General features: G+C 42.4%; 13 protein-coding genes. 3 read left to right on the forward strand and 10 right to left on the reverse strand.

Going from position 1 to position 20,461, the window contains the following annotated elements; genetic code table 11:
* Window positions 1-169: 169 nt before the first annotated feature.
* Window positions 170-862, reverse strand: a complete 693-nt coding sequence (pssA, locus tag J2X69_RS21325) for a CDP-diacylglycerol--serine O-phosphatidyltransferase (protein ID WP_310107902.1) — start codon at window positions 860-862, stop codon at window positions 170-172.
* Window positions 859-1,512, reverse strand: coding sequence for an MBL fold metallo-hydrolase (locus J2X69_RS21330; protein ID WP_310107904.1), 654 nt, complete (start codon window positions 1,510-1,512; stop codon window positions 859-861). The genes pssA and J2X69_RS21330 overlap by 4 nt, the downstream gene beginning before the upstream one ends.
* 56 nt (window positions 1,513-1,568) lie before the next feature.
* Here J2X69_RS21330 and J2X69_RS21335 point away from each other — a divergent pair, with 56 nt between their 5' ends.
* Genes J2X69_RS21335 through J2X69_RS21345 form a run of 3 tightly spaced genes read left to right on the forward strand, consistent with a single transcriptional unit; the run spans window position 1,569 to window position 6,838 of the window.
* A complete protein-coding gene (locus J2X69_RS21335; RefSeq protein ID WP_310107906.1) occupies window positions 1,569-2,615 on the forward strand; it encodes an FAD-dependent oxidoreductase in 1,047 nt (348 codons plus the stop codon).
* A 21-nt stretch (window positions 2,616-2,636) separates the two neighbouring features.
* Window positions 2,637-5,942, forward strand: coding sequence for a biopolymer transporter Tol (locus J2X69_RS21340; RefSeq protein ID WP_310107908.1), 3,306 nt, complete (start codon window positions 2,637-2,639; stop codon window positions 5,940-5,942).
* 14 nt (window positions 5,943-5,956) lie between these two features.
* Complete coding sequence (locus J2X69_RS21345; protein WP_310107910.1) at window positions 5,957-6,838, forward strand: YicC/YloC family endoribonuclease; 882 nt, start codon at window positions 5,957-5,959, stop codon at window positions 6,836-6,838.
* 46 nt (window positions 6,839-6,884) lie between these two features.
* On the opposite strand, the gene J2X69_RS21350 is transcribed toward J2X69_RS21345, so the two are convergent.
* From J2X69_RS21350 to J2X69_RS21385, 8 genes are all read right to left on the reverse strand, one after another.
* The gene (locus tag J2X69_RS21350; protein WP_310107912.1) at window positions 6,885-7,556 is read right to left on the reverse strand and encodes an energy transducer TonB; all 672 of its coding nucleotides are present in this window, start codon (window positions 7,554-7,556) and stop codon (window positions 6,885-6,887) included.
* A 155-nt stretch (window positions 7,557-7,711) separates the two neighbouring features.
* Entirely contained in the window at window positions 7,712-8,389 is a 678-nt protein-coding gene (locus J2X69_RS21355) for an energy transducer TonB (RefSeq protein WP_310107914.1), read from the reverse strand.
* 69 nt (window positions 8,390-8,458) lie between these two features.
* The gene (locus tag J2X69_RS21360) at window positions 8,459-8,827 is read right to left on the reverse strand and encodes a VanZ family protein (RefSeq protein ID WP_310107916.1); all 369 of its coding nucleotides are present in this window, start codon (window positions 8,825-8,827) and stop codon (window positions 8,459-8,461) included.
* A 10-nt stretch (window positions 8,828-8,837) separates the two neighbouring features.
* Window positions 8,838-9,215: a glycine cleavage system protein GcvH gene (gene gcvH / locus J2X69_RS21365; protein WP_310107918.1), complete on the reverse strand. Its 378-nt coding sequence runs from the start codon at window positions 9,213-9,215 to the stop codon at window positions 8,838-8,840.
* Between the two features lie 56 nt (window positions 9,216-9,271).
* Window positions 9,272-16,222, reverse strand: a complete 6,951-nt coding sequence (gene sprA, locus J2X69_RS21370) for a cell surface protein SprA (protein WP_310107920.1) — start codon at window positions 16,220-16,222, stop codon at window positions 9,272-9,274.
* A gap of 192 nt (window positions 16,223-16,414) precedes the next feature.
* Entirely contained in the window at window positions 16,415-17,011 is a 597-nt protein-coding gene (gene ruvA, locus J2X69_RS21375; protein WP_310107922.1) for a Holliday junction branch migration protein RuvA, read from the reverse strand.
* Window positions 17,008-19,278, reverse strand: coding sequence for an NADP-dependent malic enzyme (locus J2X69_RS21380; RefSeq protein WP_310107924.1), 2,271 nt, complete (start codon window positions 19,276-19,278; stop codon window positions 17,008-17,010). Before J2X69_RS21380 ends, ruvA begins: the two co-directional genes overlap by 4 nt.
* A gap of 22 nt (window positions 19,279-19,300) precedes the next feature.
* A complete protein-coding gene (locus J2X69_RS21385) occupies window positions 19,301-20,398 on the reverse strand; it encodes a DUF4837 family protein (protein WP_310107926.1) in 1,098 nt (365 codons plus the stop codon).
* Window positions 20,399-20,461 lie beyond the last annotated feature (63 nt).

Raw genomic sequence — 20,461 nt, forward strand, 5'->3', positions numbered from 1 at the left:
AAATCGAGCATGTCTAAGGCGACACACAGAGGGATGATTATTCAACGTGCGAGATTCCATATGACCATTGAAAATCAAATTATAAACAGATGAAAATAAAGATTGCCCCGAAGCAGATGAAATAAGCGGGTAGCGGAAAAAAAAGCACGAAAGCTTGGCGGCAGGAATTTCATTCCGAACTGAGACTGTTTTCTACGATAGACAAACCAAGGTAAGATAGAATTAGTAGGGGAATTCCGGCTAATCCAAAAAGCAAAATCAAAGTTAGTCCAATTGCCAAAAGCGCATACCTGAATTTGTTTTCAGCCAAAGAGTAAGACTTAAATTTGAGTGCAATTAAGGGGAGTTCGGCTAGCAAAAGCAAGGCAAAAATCCAAGCGATCGCAATCAAGAAAACCGGAGATGTAAGCCAAGTTCCCACCCAAGGCCATTTAATAGCGAAGTAAGGCAGGGTACAAATGAATAGGGCATTTGCAGGAGTTGGAAGCCCAATGAACTTGTCGCTTTGTCTAGTGTCCAGATTGAACTTGACAAGACGTATAGCAGATAATAGGGGAACTATTAAAGTGAGATAGGGAAGCCATTCTATCCGGGTACCTACTTTAGCCATTTGGAAAAGTATCATCCCCGGGAGCACGCCAAAGGACACTAAGTCAGCCAGGGAATCCAATTGCTTTCCGATTTCACTTTGCACTTTCAAGAGTCTGGCGGCAAATCCATCAATGAAATCAAAAACTGCTGCCAGAATAATGAAATAGGCACCTGAAACTATATTTCCATTGATTACCCAAATTATTCCAACCACTCCGGAAAGTAAGTTGAGAAGTGTGACCGCATTTGGGATATGAGATTTAATTTTCAAAGTCTTGCGTTTTTACCCACGAATGGGTTGTGAGTTTTTTCGAAAGCTATGGTAGTTTCAGGGCCATGACCTGGGTAAATCACGGTTTCCTCGGGAAGTGCGAAAAGCTCTGATTTGATTTTACTTAAAAGTAAATTATGATTTCCTCCCGGTAAGTCGGTGCGTCCAATACTACCTCTGAAAAGAGTGTCTCCTGCTATGCATTGATGTGAAGGCTCATGGTAAAAGACCACGTGGCCGGGTGCATGGCCCGGGACGAAGATGATTTTGAGCGCTTCATCCCCGACTTTGATGTTTTCTCCCTCGATGAGATATCCATCCGCCTCACTGGTTTCGTAGCCCACAAAACCATAATTAGGAGCATAGACTTCCACTGCTTTCAGTATCGCAGCTTCTTCCTTGTGTATGAGAAGTTCTACGCCGAAAGTTTTTTTTGCCCAGGCATTTCCCAACACATGATCTACATGACAGTGAGTGTTCAGTAATTGGGTGACTCGTATTTTTTTTTCCGTCACAAAATCCAACAGCTCTTTTCGCTCGGCGAGATCAAAGCAACCTGGATCGATCAAAGTTCCCGTGCCTTTATCATCATACAGCAGATAGGTGTTTTCCTGAAAAGGGTTGAATGTAAAAGACTTAATATGAAGCATGGGAAATGTATGTGGGTATTGGAACAAAATAAGGAATTAAACCTTTATTTTGGGCTATGGAAATTGATTTTTTGCTCATTGGTCATGGACTTGCCGGTACAGCACTGGCTTATAGACTGAAGCAAGCAGGCAAGAAAATTAGGGTAATCGATCAGCCTGAGGCTAATAATTCGAGTAGAATTGCTGCAGGGCTTTTCAATCCGGTGACAGGGAGGAAGATGGTGAAAACCTGGAAAGCGGATGCATTGTTTCCGGTGATTGTACCATTTTATAAAGAGCTTGAAAGAATTACCGGAAGCAAGTTTCTAACTGAAAAAGCGATTTACAGGCCTTTTCTATCGATAGAAGAGCAAAATGAATGGATGGGACACAGTGCCGACCCTGACTTTGAAGTATACTTGAAGCAGATTTACTCCGAAAGCCAGTCGGAGTTTCTCAGGGATCCTTTTGGCGGGGTGATGCTACGCAACTCAGGTTGGTTGAATATCCGTAATCTACTTGATGCGATGTCCTCGTATTTTGAAGAGGAATTGATTTTGGAAAAATTTGATGAAAGCTTATTTTCACGTGAAGATGCATGTTGGTCTTATAAAGACCTGAAGGCAAAAGCTGTGGTTTATTGCAATGGTTTGGGAGCAATGAATTCCAGATTCTTCAGTTTTCTTCCTTTTGCTCCGGTGAAAGGAGAGATTTTGGAAGTAAAGCAGAAATTTACTCCTGATTACATAGTAAACCGCGGTGTTTTCAGAGTTCATTTGGGTAAGGGGATTCACCGGGTAGGTTCTACCTATACCAAGCATGATCTGGACGTAGGGGTGACAAATGCTGCCCAAACCGAAATTTTGGAAAAGTTGACAGATTTGGTTCGACTGCCGGTTGAGGAAATTATCAGTCATAAGACAGGAATTAGGCCGGCTACGAGAGATAGAAAACCTTTTCTGGGAAAACATCCTACTGAAGAAGGCGTTTACATATTCAATGGTTTTGGAGCCAAAGGAGTGTCATTAATTCCTTATTTTAGTGGAATAATGGCGACACATTTACTAAATGAAAAGGCTATTGACTCCGAAGTGGGCATAGCTCGGTATTTTAATTATATTTAAAGACATCTTTCAGCAACTCGAATGCGATATCATCTTTTCCGAATTTTAGTTTTTGCTGGTTTATGGCTGAGTTCATTTTTTGCCCTTGCCCAATTTGACCAAGAGCGTTTTGGGAAAAACAGAATTCAGCATAAACAATTTGAATGGTATTTATATTCCTCAAATAATTTTGAGGTGTATTATTATGACCGTGGTGGGGCAAACGCCAAAATGGCTATTGATTACCTGGAAAGCGAGTTTAATCGACTTACGCAGATGATAGGTTATGTGGCATACACAAAGCCTAAAATTTACATTTACAACTCCCCTGAGGAACTTTTACAAAGTAATATCAATCTCAACAAGGAGGAGTATAACGAGCAAGGACAGACAAATTTCAATCGATTGCTGGCTGAGGTAGCTTACAAAGGTGAGATAGATGCATTCAAGGAAGATTTGATCTACGGCACGGTAAAAGTGATCATTGAAGAGATGCTTTACGGCTCTTCTGTATCTGATGCTTTTCAGTCCAATCTTACCAATAGCTTTCCTGAATGGTATGTGAACGGTATTTCATTGTATTTGGCAAAAGGGTGGAGCAGGGAGATGGACGATTTTGTACGTCACTATTTCGAGGAAGATCAAAATCCAAAAATTCTCAAGCTTAGGGATAAGGAAGCTGCATTGGCAGGCCAGGCAGTATGGAATTACATAGCCGAGCGATATGGAAGAAGGTATGTCTCCAGTATCCTAAACCTCTCCCGGATAAATAGAAATGAAGAAAATAGTATCGCAAATACAGTGGGGCTGAATTATAAGACCTTCACTGCAGACTGGAAGAAGTTCTATTTGGATATAAATAAACAAGTTTCTTCGACCTTCAAAGATCCAAACAAAGAAGCATCTGTAGCACAGACGTCTCCCAGATTCATTGGAGCGATAAATGACATCAAATTTAGCCCTGATGGATTGAATCTGGCTTATGTGATTAATAACGGGGGCAAGTATAAAGTTCAGGTAAGGGAGTTGAGTTCTGGGAGAGAGCAAACAATTTTTGCAGGCGGGACGTCACTTCAGGACCAAGAGCCCAATTTTACTTCCCCAATAATTGCCTGGAGGGATTCGGCAAACATTGCTATCGCTTCTTTCAAAAGAGGGTTTACCACCTTGAGACTGAGGTCCCTTGATGGTTCTAATCAGGATAAGATTTTTTTAAGGAACATCACCCAGATTCTTAGCTTGGACTTCAACAGTACCGGTAAAAACATGGTGCTCTCGGCTATATCAAACGGTAAGTCTGATATTTATACCCTTAATGCCAGAGGAGCGGGAAGAAGGCTGACAAATGATTCCTTTGACGAATTGACTCCTGTTTTCTTAAATGATTCTACCATTATATACTCTTCAAATGCGACGAATCTGCCAGATTCCCTGATGGGAAAAAATTTGGAATTGGGTTCTTTGCCTAATTATTACAACCTCTATATGGTACAGGTGACAGATACTATTGTCACCAAGCAGCTGACCAATTCAAACAGTAAAAATATAAGGCCCAGAAAAGTAAACAGCAATACCATCGTATATCTCAGTGATCTGAGTGGGATAAATAACCTTATGCGTATGAGTATAGGAAATCAGGTTGCCAATCAAATTTCTGCATATAATAAAAGTTTAGAGGCTTTCGACGTCAATAGTAGAATGAATAAAATGGCTTATTCTGTCCGTGATGGGAGGGAGAGTTATCTGGTGGTGGAAGGATTCTCCAGTTCGGATCAGTTTACTCCCAGCACTCCAAGAATACAGCTGGAACAGGCCAAAAGCCTAAATGAAAGAATGGCTGCGAGAAGATTGCTGGAAGAAAAAGAAGCGAAGGAAAACCTGCCACAAGTTACCAGGGAGCCAATCCGTCCCGCCGAGCCATTAATACAGCTTGATACTATTCAGCTTGACACTATTGCGAAAAATACTACCTCGTCGATCGATCTCAAACGGCTGAGTTTTGAATCTAAAAATGGCATCAATACGGATAATTATACATTTGATACACTGCCAAGTAACCTTACTTCTCCTGCGGCTGCAGCTCCCCAGACCACCACAACTTTGCTGGAAACTTTTAGAAAACAGAGTCTTCAAAAGCGGGTGACCGGTCCTAGGAAAATGGAACCACAGTTTTTTGTCAATAATATCAATACCCGGTTTGTGGTAGATCCTTTAAGGGGATTTGGTATTGGTCTGACAGGGAAAATGACCGATTTGCTTGATAATCACTCGTTTCAAGGTGGAGTAATGACTACACTTGACTTTCGGTCCGGAGGAGATATTTTCTTTGAATATGAGTATTTGAAAAGTCGAGTGGATTTCAAAGGAAGATTTGACCGTAGAACTATCCGTATTTCTGAAGGAGATATCACATTCCAGAAATATGTGCTTACCAAAGTGGAAGCAGGATTTTCTTATCCTTTGAATGCCAACGCAAGATTTTCCCTTTCGCCATTTGTGGCTAAGACTCAATATTTCAACCTAAACCCTGACTCTCTTATCAACGGTCGAGATCCGGATCAAAATCGTTTTGACGTCAACTATGTGGGAGGAAAAGCAGAGTTTGTGTATGATCGTACACAGCCTTTGGGTCTTTATTCCCAAACAGGATTTAAAGGAAAAATCGGGTACTCCCAGTATCACTCTTTTGGCCAAAAGGACCGTTCGTTTAATAACTTCTATATGGATCTGAGAGAGTATAAGACGATTCATAAAAACATTGTCTTAGCCGCAAGATTATATGCCGGATCATTTATGGGAAACAATCCCCAGACATATATGGTAGGCGGAATGGACAACTGGCTCTTCAACGAGTTTTACCGGCCGCCGTCCAACAGACCTGAATCTTCTCCGATCAGAAACCCTACAGGAGTAGAAAATTCCAATATTCTCTTTGCTGACTTTGTCGATCTGAGAGGATATAATTACGATGAGATTAGGGGTAGGAACGTGATTACCTTTACAACTGAATTGAGAATTCCTGTGTTCTCTTACCTGACTAGAGGAAATATAACTTCGAATTTTATCCGAAATTTCCAGCTGGTAGGCTTCTATGATCTTGGATCAGCATGGAACGACTCAGCACCATGGGAGCGTGTAAATGATCAAAATACCGAGGTCATCAATACCGAGGGATCCCCATTTACTATAGTGCTGAATAATTTCAACAATCCTTGGTTGCAGAGTTATGGAGCTGGTTTAAGAACAGTTTTACTGAATTATTATGTAAAGCTGGACGTGGCAAGGCCAATCCGAAATTATGAAGCGGAAGACTTAAAGTTCTATGTAACTTTGGGCTACAATTTCTAACTACAAATCTTATTATGATTAAATCAATGACCGGCTTCGGAAATGCCGGATTTGAAGATGAGCGAATGGTAGTCCAGGTGGAAGTACGAACGCTCAATTCAAAGTTTTTGGATCTCTCCATCCGTAGCCCAAGACAGTTTAATGATAAAGAGCAGGAAATCAGAAATCTGGTCCAGTCCATTTTAGATCGTGGTAAAGTGAGTATATCGATAGACTTCCAATCTAAGGGGTCTGCCGAGATGCCTGTGAGCATTAATGAAGAGTTGTTCAAGCTGTTCTACTCCAAATACAAAGAGCTTGCTGATAGTGTGAAGGATAATTCCCAAGATATTTTCAAACTGGCTCTACAGGCCCCGAGTGTAATCACTCAGGTGGCCGGTGAGCAAAGGGATGATCAGGAAGATTGGGAGCAAATCAAAAAAGTACTCACAGTGGCACTTAATAAATGCGATTCTTTCCGACGGGATGAGGGAAATTCTTTGGAAGAAAAACTTCGCGGAAATATCAAAGCAATAGCTAGTGGTTTGAGTAAAATCGAGGCTGAAGAAGGTGCTAGAAAAGATAGGATCAAGCAAAAGATAAGAAACCATTTCAGCGAATGGCTTGACGAGAATTCATTTGATGCCAACCGTTTCGAACAGGAGTTGATCTATTATTTCGAAAAATTGGATATTACCGAAGAGATCGTTCGGCTTGACACACATTTGAAGTATTTCGCCACCTGTCTGAGTGAAGAAACCGGCCAAGGCAAAAAGCTGGGGTTCATTAGTCAGGAGATAGGCAGAGAGATCAATACCATAGGATCAAAGGCAAATGATGCTGCCATGCAGAAGCATGTGATTTTGATGAAAGATGAGCTGGAAAAAGTGAAGGAGCAATCATTGAACGTTTTATAGAAAAGGGGCCAGATGGCCCCTCATTTTTTTAAAAATACATCTGCGGCTAGTTCAGTCGAAAGCGAATCGGCATAGTCATACGGGATCTTACTGATTTGCCACCAATTCTTCCGGGAGTCCAATTTGGAGAGTTTTGAATTACTTCTTTGGCTACTTCATCACATCCTCCTCCGATTGTCCGCACCAATTCAATGTCCTGAATCGACCCATCAGTATTGACTACAAAGCGGACTATTACCATTCCTTCTATCCCCATTTTTTTCGCTTGAGAGGGGTATTTGAGGTTTTTGTTGAGATAGGTATACCAAGCGTCCATCCCACCCATAAAGGTTGCCTGAACATCTACGAAGTCTACAATCTCATCCACTGTCTCGATCATTGGAGGGCTGGATAATTCTATATCAGGGATAATAGTCTCCACTGAGGTATTTATATCTATCGTAGGGCTTGTGAGATCGTCTAGTATAATATCATCGGGTTTGATATTTATCTCGATAGGAACTAGGGGTGGAGGCGGAGGTGGAGTGTGGATGGTAATGGGAATATCGATGTCGTCCCAATCATCTTTCATTCCGTGAGATGTCTTGATACTCCCCTGATCTTTAGCTTTCCATTCGAAAGCCACCAAAACTACACCGAGACTGGCTGCCAGTCCCAGATTAAACAACATGCCGGACCATCTTTTTAGATCAGACTTAGGATTTTTTTTGTGTTCCATGAGTGTAATATTAGAGGTTAGAAAAAACTACTCTAATAATTTACACTACTTAAGTCATTGATACTAACGTGCTAACACTATTTAACTAAGCTAAAAGTTGTTAAAGGCTAAGACAAAAAAAAGACCCGATTTCTCGGGTCTCAAGGTCTGTATGATTAGCCAAGTTTGAATCTAATCGGAAGTCTCATACGGGTACGCACCGGGCGCCCACGTTGCTTACCAGGCTCCCAATTAGGAGCACTTTTCACTACTCTTATAGCTTCTTCGTCACATCCTCCGCCAATTCCTCTCAAGACATCAACATCTTGGATAGAACCATCCGTATTTACTACGAAAACTACGATTACTGTGCCTTCAATCCCCATTCTTCTTGCTTGAGTTGGGTATTTGAGGTTGTCGCTGAGGTATTTATTCCAGCCGGACATGCCCCCTGGAGGGTTCGGCTGAGTTTCCACTACGTCAAAGATAGCATCTACTTTTTCCTCTACAGGAGCTTCAGCGATTACCACTTCTTTGATTACAGTAGTTTCTTTTACATCGACATCAAAGTTTACTTCGATTTTTTCTTCGATTTCTACCTCATCAGGAATCTCCTGAATAATCGGCTGCTCTACAGGCGGCGGCGGTGGTGGCGGTGGCTGCTCTGTGATCGGAATATCTAGCAATTCTTCGAAGTTGTCAGATACTTGACCAAGGTCTTTCAAAGAACCATCGTCAAATGACTTCCATTCGAAGGCAGCAAGGACAGCACCTACAGCTACTGCCAGACCTAGATTCAGGAACATTCCTGACTTTCTGGTTAGATCAGCGCTGGGAGTCTTTTTTGCTTCCATGATAAGTTTGGTTTATAAAGGTTAATTTTTCTTCTATTTCAGACTAACAATTGTAATAATTAATAGGCATTAATCCAAGCCAATCTTGCCGGTTGGGATCTTAAAATATGCTAATAAGCCTAAGGCTCCGCCTATTCCATTGACAATCATGTCCATATAATCAAAAGATCGAAAAGGGATAAAGAGTTGGGCACTTTCCAAAACTATACCAGCGGCTAAACCGAAAATCAGATAGTTGATAAGTACCCGGCCCTGTAGACCTTTTACATCTGCTCTTTTTACTCCTACTCCGCACCATAGAAAACTTAAACCTCCAAAACAAATGAGGTGAATCAGTTTGTCCTCAGAATTAAATGAAGGCTCAGGGAAATTTCCCCCGGGAGTCAGCATGGCAACGGATATGGCTAGTAGCCAAACTATTGCAAGTCCTAATCTCACAATGACCGGCTTATTCTCCCACTAACTCAGCATACGCTGCTGCAGACAGCAAATCAGAAGGAAGCTCACCGGTGATTTTCACTTTGATCATCCAGCCTTTTTCATAGGGAGATTCATTTACCAATTCCGGAGAATCTTCCAAATCAGGATTTACTTCCAAAATCTCACCTGCAACAGGCATGAATAAATCTGAAACAGTTTTCACTGCTTCCACAGAGCCAAAAACTTCGTTGGTATCCAGTGTATCGCCTGTTGTTTCAACTTCTACATACACAATATCACCCAGTTCACCCGCGGCAAATTCAGTGATTCCAATAGTTGCAACATCACCGTCAATTTTAACCCATTCGTGGTCTTTGGTGTACTTTAGTTCTTGAGGGAAATCCATATTTGTGAATAGTTATATTGGCATCAAAATTAATAGGAATCGAGTAAGGATGAAATCTATTGACCTAAATTAAATCGAAGTTGACCACCGAAAGCTGTGGAAGTTCGCCTGTAGGCGGTTGTTACTCTTGGATCATTGATTGTTCTGTCGAAATAGAGGGTAAGGTTTAGATTTTGATTGATCAAATACGAGACTGTTGGTCGAAGAGATAGGTTTAGATTTCCACTTGTGACGGTACTTCCTTCTTCGATCTTTCGCTGAATTTGTTTAGTACTGACCACCTTTGAATCCAGTTTGAACTGGAGGTCATTCTTGAGAATTGTTTGTTTTCCCTGAAATTTGAAAGGGACTTTTACTCCGGCTTTAGTATATCCCAGCGACAAGCCAAAATCATTGCTTTTCTGTTCTGTCACTTGGGCGTTGGAGAAATTCAAGCCCAGATTCCGTTCTTTATTGTATAAGATAGAGATATTCAATCTGTCTTTTGTCAACATATCTATCCCCAGTAACGGTGCAAATCGCTCGGAGAGTACGACCTGATTAAGTACATAGATTGGGATGTACTGCCCTTCTTCATTTACTTGGGTAGGTCTGGGGATTTGTTGAAGAGTGTTGTATAGCTCTAGTCCTTGCTGATACTGCAATGAGTTGGAAAAATTGCTCACGTCATATCTAGAAGTGTACATATGCGTGATATTGATGCTGCTGAAGACCTCGCTAAGTGCTTTAATTCTGGAAAGACCCCGATAGTCCAAGCGCCAGTTTGGCAATGGCATTCTAGGGAAAGGATTCATGTTGAAATCGGCTGCATCCTTCCCTCGATAGGCTGCCAAGAAAGCAGGTATCAACACATCCTGGCCGTTGATTCCATATTCACCACCCCCGCCCAAGCCATCGAGCCTACTTTTGATGATGGCTCGATTATTCTCAAAATCCCTAAACAGGGATGATGCATTGTCAAATCCATCTTTGCTGAAGGTTGTCCCTATCATAATCGTCGATATGCTGTAAGACCCCAGTCGACTGGGACTTAAGGACTCATAAGTGCCGGGGTTGTCTATGGAATTTCTGAAAATCTCCTGATAGTCTCCCACCTCGCGTTTAGTGGCACTTAGGGTGATTTTAAAGTCTTGAAAAGGTTCTACCAAACTACCAAATGTCATATTGGTAACTTTGGATTGTCTGAAAGTTTGCGTGAGTTCACTACTTGGTGCCATGATTCCGGCTTGGGCAAATTCATTTCGCAGTCCGGGATCCTGACTACCTAGCAAGAATGCCAAACCTGGATTGTCAAATAGGCGGTCCATTCCCAAAAGGCCCGTATTTGGCATATAGCCAGGAAGAAAAGTCCCTTCGATTTTTCCGTAATTGAAGGTGACCTCTTTTACCATCATAAGCATTTTCACCAGCTTATTGGTGAAAGGTGTACCTATTGTATCTTCTGCCTGCACTCCGGTCCTGCCCGGAATGCTTGGTCGTTTGGGTGCATTTAAAGCTGCAAGCTTTTTGTTTTTATTGTAAAGCCTGATAAGGTCAAATTTACCGTTGAGCGATTGATCCCGGGTGTTTTGTATGGAATTACCCAGTGTGTCTCTTTGACCTATAGCCCCCGTAAGCCAAGTATATGTGGTGACGTATTTGTATTCCGCTCTTATCCAGTCTGTAAGAGGGGATTTGTCCAATGGTAGGGTATAATTGAGGTTAATGGAATGGTTGTAATTGGTACGCCTCCCAAATCTCCAAGCATTGTGCCTTACCGAATCGGATTTTTGCTCCGTGTCCAGATCACCTTGGGGTTCATCTACTACAGCCATTACACTTCCTGTATAATCGACACGTAGATTTTTAGTCAAATCCCAGTTTAAGGAGTAAAATCGGTTTATAAAGAAACTTTTCTGGAATAGCGGATCTACTCCGGTAGTAGTTAATTCATCATTTCTGTATTGGGATCTCAGATGCTTTCGATCAACATCCAATCTAGCCAATATTAGCGTAGGAGATAGGTTAAGATTGAAATCCTTAATCAGTTTCAGATGAGGGGAATTTAGGAAATCCGCATTCTTAAATGGCTCAAAGGCAAGGGGCTTTGGCTGAAAGCTGTAGGTAGCGTTACCACGATAGGTTTTGTAAGTGTAATCCTGAATTTGGGCATTAGTCTGATTCATTAATCCAAAAGCATACGAAAAGGAGAAATTGCTCAAATCGTAGAAATTGCTTTTTGCTTCAGGATTGGTCTTGATTTTTCTTACGTTATTGAAACTTATGTTTTTACGGTTTACTTGATCCATTGCGATCTTACGATAAGCATCTTTTTCATCCCGTGTTTCAAATTTCTGCAGAGCCATTTCAAAGGGAACATCGGGATTCAAAGGATCGTACTCAGGCTTGGTCGTGCTGTTTTCAATTGAAAAGTACATAGGAATACTTACACCCAAGGCTTCCGGAAGAAGTTTATGTATATCCACATTGGTGGAGATATCGTATTGAGTAGTTGATTCTCTGGCCCGTTGTGATAGCCTGGTTTCCAGTCCTCCAAAACCTATTGAGTTATGTCTGATAGATCCCGACACTACAGCCACATCAGCGATCTTTACGTTCATCAGCGCGTTGGCGGCCCAGCCATTTGATTTGGTGAAGCCGGTTACCCTAAGCTCATTAGCCCAAATACAAATACTTCTGCTTCCTCCACCGTTGGTGCCGGGATTCCGTACGCCGATCATCGCCGTTTGGGATTGGTTCAGTTCCGGACGGCCAACCACCGTTACTTTATATCGGTCTACTTGCTGGGAAAAGGGGATATTGAGTGGTACTTGCTGGTTGTCTCGGGCTACTTTCACACCTACTATATCCTGGATAGCAATGTCGATTTCATTTGCTTGAGGCCAGATCTGCCCAGGATCCCTCGTTCCTTTTGGCGTGATTATAAGAGGAACCTCGATCTCGTAATAGTTATCCGTATTGTCTGTGCCTAATCGTAGAAATGCCGTGATTTCCCCATCCATTGCATTTTCACTGTCTGCATGCAAGAACATTTTAATCCGTTCAAACTGCACCAAATCCAACGTGACATTTTTGAAAACAGCCCGGGCATCTTTAGCTCCAAGATCTTCTACGCACACCCGAAGTGATTGCTCGTTCAGCCTTCTTTCCACTGTGGATGTATTGTCCCTGTCTCTGAATATTCCCGGAGGGAGCACGTAAGGACTTTCGGTGGCACTTCCCTGACTATTTTCTTCTATACTTACCACATCTACGGTCACATTAGAATTGTCAGGTTCAGGGATTTCGAAGAGACCTTTCTCAAAAAGTGATTCTTGAAAAACTCTCCACTGACTTCCCACCATTCGGAAGTTGGCCATTCTAAGTACTACCGGTTGTTCGAAATCCGTCAAATAAGTCCTGATCCATCGAATGGATTTGAAACCTGAAATATCGCCTTCCACATGATCCGGCTGACGGACAGGAATACGGAATAAGTACCAATCCACATTTTCTCCGCCTTCATTGTGAGTGGTCTTATCCACAATGTAATTTTGACCTACTACCATGTTGCCCGGCTTCAGCTCCATCTCGTAGGAGTAGTAGTTTTCCAGCTCGTTGATCGTATTGTCATTGTTCAAATCCTCATTGTCAGGAGTGTTGGATCCGGAGGGAGTATAGGGAAGGTTTTGGTTGGCAGTTACAGGAGTATTGCCTTCCATACCGTTAAACTTTTTATAACGTTCTAGAATTTTAACATTGTTTTGATCAAAACTCTCATCTAGGTAGTATTTGAATAGATCTCCGGAAACATCCTCCAGAATTTGATTTCTCGCTGTAGCGTTTACATTTAAGCGGTTTAGGAATCGGGAGCCGAAATAAGCAGCTTCATCATCGTTTTTCAATCCATCCAGACCTACATCCTGATTTTGTCTAGATGTTTCCGAATTGTCAAATGCAGGTAACAGGAATTGCTCGCGGGTAATTCTTCCCCATTCATTCTCGCCGGTCTTGGCAGGATCTCCGTCAGCGGGAAGCCCGTTTTCGAAAGAATGACGGCCATCTTTCATTAAATCTTCCGAGATGTCTCCAAGGTTGATTAAAAGCTTACCCCCCGTAGTATTGTTTTGGTTAAATACACCATCAAGCACCCGTCCGTTTTCCCCCTCTATAAAAGGATCCAATAGCCAAAATTCTATGTATTCTATATTTGTTCGGTCAAAATCAACCTCCGTAGTAATAGCTCGGGTTACCCCACCATAATTGCTTTTTGGATCCGGAAGAAATCCATCTGAAGTCAGGTTTGTATTATAGTTATACATTCCCCGCTCGCTGGGGAAATAAGCCAGTTCAAAAAGGGGTTCTGGAGTGACAATTACCTCCCGGTCTTGCTGAGGAAAAATCTCTTGGGGTACTACACGTCTGACGTAGTGGTTTCGCCTATCTTCTCTGGTAATATTGGAAGGAACTCCCGGGCCACTCTCCCTATAGAAAATATTATCAATATTATACCATGCCACTCTTGCTCTACGGTATGATGCACCCAGGTTATCTTCTGTTTGGTGACTTAGGTCAAATTTATTGTCAAAGGTCTGGGGTGTAGATGCCAGTTTCCAGTTTTGGTTGGCCGCCCCTCCCAAATTATATGGGGTGATTGCAGCTTCAAAATCATCAATATAAGAAGCTTGATCTCCATTTACCCGATTGGATGTCCCCGGGATAAGGTGGGCGAATTCCCCACTGAACTGCACAAGGGAGGTCTCTTTGGTGTTGGTAAATGGGAGGGCATCCGCCATTTTGGTAAGCCATCTGGATTCATCACTGAAATTCCCATCCAAACCCCACAGACTATTCCTTAGAGTTTCATTGCCTGTGGCAATTCTGGTGACATTGGGCCTTTCATTTAAATAAAGGAAAGTACCTCCCAGATTAAATTTGTCGTTGAAGAGGTAATCAAGTCTGGTGCCCAACAAACTTCGGGTTTGGAAGGAAACCAAATCCGCTTTTTCAAAACTCACATTGATCTGTTTTCCGGATTGGAGTATTGCATCATTGATGATTACAAGCCTCCCTACATTATAATCGACGGTGAAGTCAATCCCTTCTGTCAATGGAATATTTCCTGCCTGTACTATCACAGAGCCCGGAGAGATGTTAAGTCCGGGTAGTTGGATCTCACTGGCAGAGCCGGCTGTCAGTCTGCCTTTAATAAAATACTTGTTGAGTCTGGTGACCAGCTCCGCATCTGCTTGGGTGGTTCTGTATAGTGTGTCGTAGACGTATTTCTCTTTTAGGACTACTTCTCCTGGTTGAAAATATTTTCCAAGATTTGATCCAAAGGGTTCTAGCACCGGAAATACCAAAAGTCCTTGATTTGTAAGTATGGTAAGCCCTTCCACAAAGTCAAAATTCCCATCAGGAGCAGGGTCATTTTGCGGATTCAGATTGTCCAGCCCTGTAAGCCGGATCAACGGTTTGTCTTTTACTTCTGCTCCCTCCAGAAGGGAAGGATTGTCAAGACCGGTTCTGTCATCCCGATAGATTACCTGAAGCTGAAAGCCGTCCCGCATGATTTGATTTGCATTCAGGCTGTAGACGTTTTTCATCATCAGGTCCCACGTTGGGGTACGGGTATTGATTCGGGCAGGTCGAAGAAGTTTCATGAAAATCATTTCATCTTCCCGCCTATTTTGATAGTCTTCAGTTAGTTCACCGACTTTATATACTTGTCCGTTGTAGGTATACTCGTAAGAAACAGCGAGAACTTCATCATTCTGTAGTCTTCTGAAAAGAGATAAATAGCCTAGTTGGGGATTGAAAAAATATTCCGTTTGATCCAATTTTCTTGCACCGTTTATTTGCTCAAAGTCCACTCCTTTTTTGATCCCCAAGCTTGATTCCATTGCTCTGGATCCAGTGTCAAAAGCGCGATAGACCGGATTGTTGGCTATACTTGAATATAGATTGTTGGCTGAATTCCCGGCTGGAGCAGAAGGGTTTCCAGATCCGATATTGGGGTTGTTGGGATTGTAAATCACTCTTCCCTCACCCAGATCCATGAATGCAGCAAAGTTCCTGAGTGTTTCGGTATTGGCCGCCCGGTTCATGATATAAACCTCAATTCTCGTCACATTCACACCGGAAAGTACCTGCGGAAGTCCTCTGAGCCATCTTTCATAATTGTCTCGGAAGAAATGTCCAATGAAGAAATGTCGATTTTCATCATATTGGGAAGCTTGAATATCAAAAGATCTGCCCTGACCATTTGCATCAATTGTGAGATTGTCACGCCGCCCCCGCTGGGTAGATGCCACGGCTGTGACGCCTAATTTTCCAAACTTAAGCTGGGTTTTGACACCAAATAGATTCTGGGCTCCTTGGATCAGCTGGTTTTGTACAGGCATGCTGACATTACCGATTTCAATGGATTGGATGATGTCTTCTTCAAAGCCGTTGAATTCCAGTTTCATTTGATTTTGAAAGTCGAAGGAATTGTTTGAGTCGAAATTGGCTCCGATTTTCACTTTTTCCCCAAGTGACCCATTTACAGCCATTTGAATCTGCTGATCAAAGTTGAAACCGCCGTTTCGCTGCTGTCTGATTGGTAGGGTAGGGTTGTCAACTCGTCTGAAAATGCCTCCAAAATCAAGATTGACATAGCCTGATGGAGTAATGTTGATTTCGCTTCCCCCGAAAAGCCTATCCAAAGAAGGACTTACGGTAAGAGGGGGAATTAACCCCCTTCCTTCTACTGCACTTTCACCATCACCCCCACGGGCTCTGCTTCTCCAGTAGCTCTGTCTTACTTTATACTCCTGGATTTTGGAAAAATCCTCAAAATCGTATTCTTGCTCATTGCCAACTCTGACGGTGTCCATCTGATCTGCGACATTATATCGAAGTGTGGAATCTACTCTTACTTGTACATTTTGGGTAATGGGATTAGCTTGAAAAAATGGAGCTTGTGACTGTAAAAATGGGTTGCGGGTGGGGAATAGTGGATTCGTCCTCAGATTTTGCCAGAGCAAATATGAGGGTGCTAGTCTCCTTCGATTCAAAGAATCAATCCGGGACTGAACACTGTCAGGATTGGTTTGTTGAGCCTCAGAAGTGGAGTAAGCAAGTAGGAGGCCACAAAGAACAAATAATTGAGGCCAACTACTGAGAAATCTCCTTCCGAAAAAAGTCAGTAAACTCCAAAAGTTCAATACAACTTAAAATTATGATGTCTTTAAAGATGCTTTAATTAAATCTTCCAATGAAATTTCTCCCGGGGTTTTTTTGAGAACTGTTGCTATATTTTTTTCAGCAGCGGCTTTTGGAAAACCCAACGTAATAAGTGCTTGTAACGCCTCCTCGCGTATTTTATTGTTTGGCTTCAAGAAACCAAGTGGCGCGAGGTTAGCATCAATTCCTCCTTTTCCTACTTTATCTTTTAACTCTAAAATTATCCTTTGGGCAGTTTTTGCTCCTATCCCTTTGACATGCTGTATGGTAGCTACGTCTCCGGCCAGAATCGCTTGTTCTATTTCGGCAGAACTAAGCGATGATAGAATCATTAAGCCGGTGCTTGGTCCAACTCCATTGATAGAAAGCAACATTAAAAACAGACGCTTCTCCTCTTCTTTCTTGAACCCAAAAAGTGTGTGAGCGTCTTCTTTGATATGAAGGAAGGTGAGGAGCTTTATTTGCTCCTCATCCTTAATTTCAGTATAGGTCTGTAGTGAGATTTTCACATGGTAGCCTATTCCATTTACATCTATGATGACATAGGTGGGGTCTTTGAAAACCAGTTTTCCCCGTAGATAATCGATCATAAATTGTTAGTGGATTGGGCATCGACTACAGCTACAGCCACCATATTTACTATTTCCCGAATAGAACTACCCAGCTGCAGGATGTGTACGGGCTTGTTCATTCCGAGCAAGATTGGACCGATTGCTTCAGAGTTACCCAATTCGGAAAGAAGCTTATATGCGATATTTCCTGAGCTCAAATCAGGGAAGATCAAGGTATTCGCTCTTTTATTGATGAGTTTGGAGAACGGATACATTTCGCGTTGAATGTCTTCATTTATAGCGACATTTGCCTGCATTTCTCCTTCAATCACCAAGTCCGGATATTTTTTCTGGGCAATCGCCGTTGCTTTGGCCATTTTCCCGGAAATATCTCCTTTGGCGGAGCCAAAATTAGAGTAGGAAAGAACAGCGATCCTAGGCTCCATATTAAAGAATCTCACCGCATCTGCCGTCAACCCAATGATCTCTACCAATTCTTCCGCAGTTGGATTGAGGTTTACTGTGGCATCAGCAAAGAAATATGGGCCTTTTGGAGTATTCATGATGTACATACCCGCTACGCGATTCACTCCAGGTTTCACACCAATCGTCTGAAGTGAAGGCAAAATAGTTTTCGGGTAATCTCTGGTAAGTCCGGAAATAAATGCATCTGCAGCTCCTGATTCTACCATCAATGCACCGAAATAATTTCTCTGACTGACTAGTCTGGCCGCATCACCGGCGGTCATTCCTTTTCTTTGACGTTTCTGGAAAAGCATACTTGCGAATTTCTCCAGCAGGTCTTTTTCTTCCAGAGGATCAATAATGGTGACGTTAGTCAGATCCAGCGCATTGTCTTCGATTAGCGATAATATTTTCTCCCGATTTCCCAGAAGTATTGGTTCTCCGATTTTTTCATCACGGATGATTTGCGCGGCCTTGAGGATTTTTCTATTATCAGCCTCTGCAAATACCACGCGTTTAGGATCTTTCTTAGCTCTGGCTATGACTACAGACATCAGTCTCTGATCTATCCCGATTCGCTCTTGAAGCTCCAGCTCGTAAGCGTCCCAGTCTTTTATAGGGTACTTTGCCACACCGGATTCCATCGCAGCTTTAGCTACAGCAGGAGCGATAGTTGTTATCAATCGAGGGTCGAGAGGTTTTGGGATCAGGTATAGTCGACCAAATCCCAGCTTATCTTCACCATATGCTTTGTTGACTATATCCGGCACCGGTTCTTTGGCCAATTTGGCAATGGCATGAGCTGCAGCGAGCTTCATTTCTTCGTTGATAGCCGTTGCCCGTACGTCCAATGCTCCGCGGAAAATATAGGGGAAACCAAGTACATTGTTCACCTGATTAGGATGATCAGAGCGACCTGTAGCCATGATGAGATCTTCCCGGGCTGCAACTGCTAAATCATAGGAGATTTCAGGGTCAGGATTTGCCAAAGCAAAAACAATCGGATTTGGTGCCATCAACATGAGCTGCTCTTGTGTCACAATATTGCCGGCGGAAAGCCCCAAAAATACATCAGCATCTTTCAACGCATCCGTAAGTGTATATAGGTCCCTATCAGTACAAAATTCTCTCCTGATATCATCCAGATCTATTCTGTCAGATCGAAGTATACCTACGATATCTATAAGGACAACATTTTCTCTTTTGATGCCAAGGGAAATGTAAAACCGGGTGCAAGAAATCGCTGCGGCACCGGCTCCGTTTACTACCAATTTGATTTTGGAAATATCCTTGCCAACAAGCTCCAAGGCATTTAGTAATGCTGCTCCTGAAATAATTGCGGTGCCGTGCTGGTCGTCATGCATGACAGGAATATTCATTTCCTGTTTGAGTGCGGCCTCGATTTCAAAGCATTCAGGTGCTTTGATATCCTCAAGATTTATACCCCCAAAAGTAGGCTCCAGGGATTTTATTGTCTGAATTAGCTTTTTCGGGTCTTTTTCGTTGATCTCAATGTCGAAAACGTCTATCCCAGCGAATTTTTTGAAAAGCACTCCTTTTCCTTCCATTACCGGTTTGGACGCTTCAGGCCCAATATCACCAAGCCCCAGTACTGCTGTCCCGTTGGATATCACCCCGACCAAATTACCTTTGGCGGTATATTTATAGATGTTTTCTACGTCTTCTGCGATTTCCTTGCATGGCTCAGCTACTCCGGGGGAGTAAGCAAGGGCAAGATCCATCTGACTGGAAAGCGGCTTGGTAGGGTTTACTTCGATTTTGCCGGGCGAGCCTTGCGTATGATAATTAAGTGCGTCTTCCTTGCGGATTTTGATTGCCATAAAAAACTAATATAATTGGGTTTTAAGCCCCCTGGTCATCCTTCCAACTCACGTTAGTGTTGAGAAGAATGGTCTCGATTTCACGAAGGGCATCTCTGTGTACTTCATTTGGATAAAATACGAAGCCCTCAATGTAATAAAGTTTTCCTTTTTTCTGATCAACCATCAGGTAACCCAAGTAAGATCCACCCATGCTGGTGTTGTTGGTTTTCCAGGAACCTCTCATTTCTGTGGTAAAATTATCATTAATCACCATGTTTCTGAAGACTGGAGGGATTTGTTTTTCAGATACTACATAAGAGGTGGTGTCTTCCGGATCACCGAAAATATGATGTTTTGTGATAGCATCTCTGAGTTTGAGGATGTTTGCAGGGAATGTTTGCTCCTCCGAGGTGTAATCTGTCTCATAAAAAAACAAACTGATATCAGCTCTATTTCCGCTTGGAGTGATTTGTCTTACCCATAGAAAGTCATTTTCAGACTTTGCTACTTGATATGAGGCAGGCACATTGATTTCGATTCCAAGGTTCTTTTTTGCTTCGAAAGCTGCGGCTGTATTTTTCCGGGCTAGAATGACCTTTTCCAGTCTACCTCTTTCTCTTACTTCTATTAAATTCTGAAGCCGGTTTCTGTTTTTCTTAAGATTTTCAATGAGTTGATCTTCATTGTTTCCAAATAGGTACAGGACTTCCTGACCGATTGCATATTCATCCTCCATTCTCAGGGAATAAAGTGAAGGATCATTCATCGCTTTTTCTTTAGATTCTTTGGAGAACTGGGCATTGATTGCTTGACTGGCAGCGCCTTTGTCGTCAAATGTGGTGACATAGATCAGGTTTGTTGACATTTTGAGCATACGGGTCATTGCTCGGGGATCAACGGTATTTACCTTGAATTTTGCTTCGGAGCGAATCATTCCCGGGATATCAGATTCGAAAATCTCTTTTAACTCAATCCCAACGGGTCCAGCCCATTTTGCTGAGTCTATTACTAAGATGATCTCTCCGATAGAGCCTCTTGCTTTTGGTTTGGAACTGTCAACCGCCGTTCCATCATTTTCGCAGGAAATAAGGAGAGTGCCTATTACTAGGGCTATGAGAAAGGATGAAAACGTCTTCATTTTTGATTGTTTTGTTCTTGGATAAGGTCAAATTAATGACATAACAACACATAACCTTATTTA

The sequence above is a fragment of the Algoriphagus sp. 4150 genome, from assembly GCF_031457395.1.
Classification (GTDB): domain Bacteria; phylum Bacteroidota; class Bacteroidia; order Cytophagales; family Cyclobacteriaceae; genus Algoriphagus.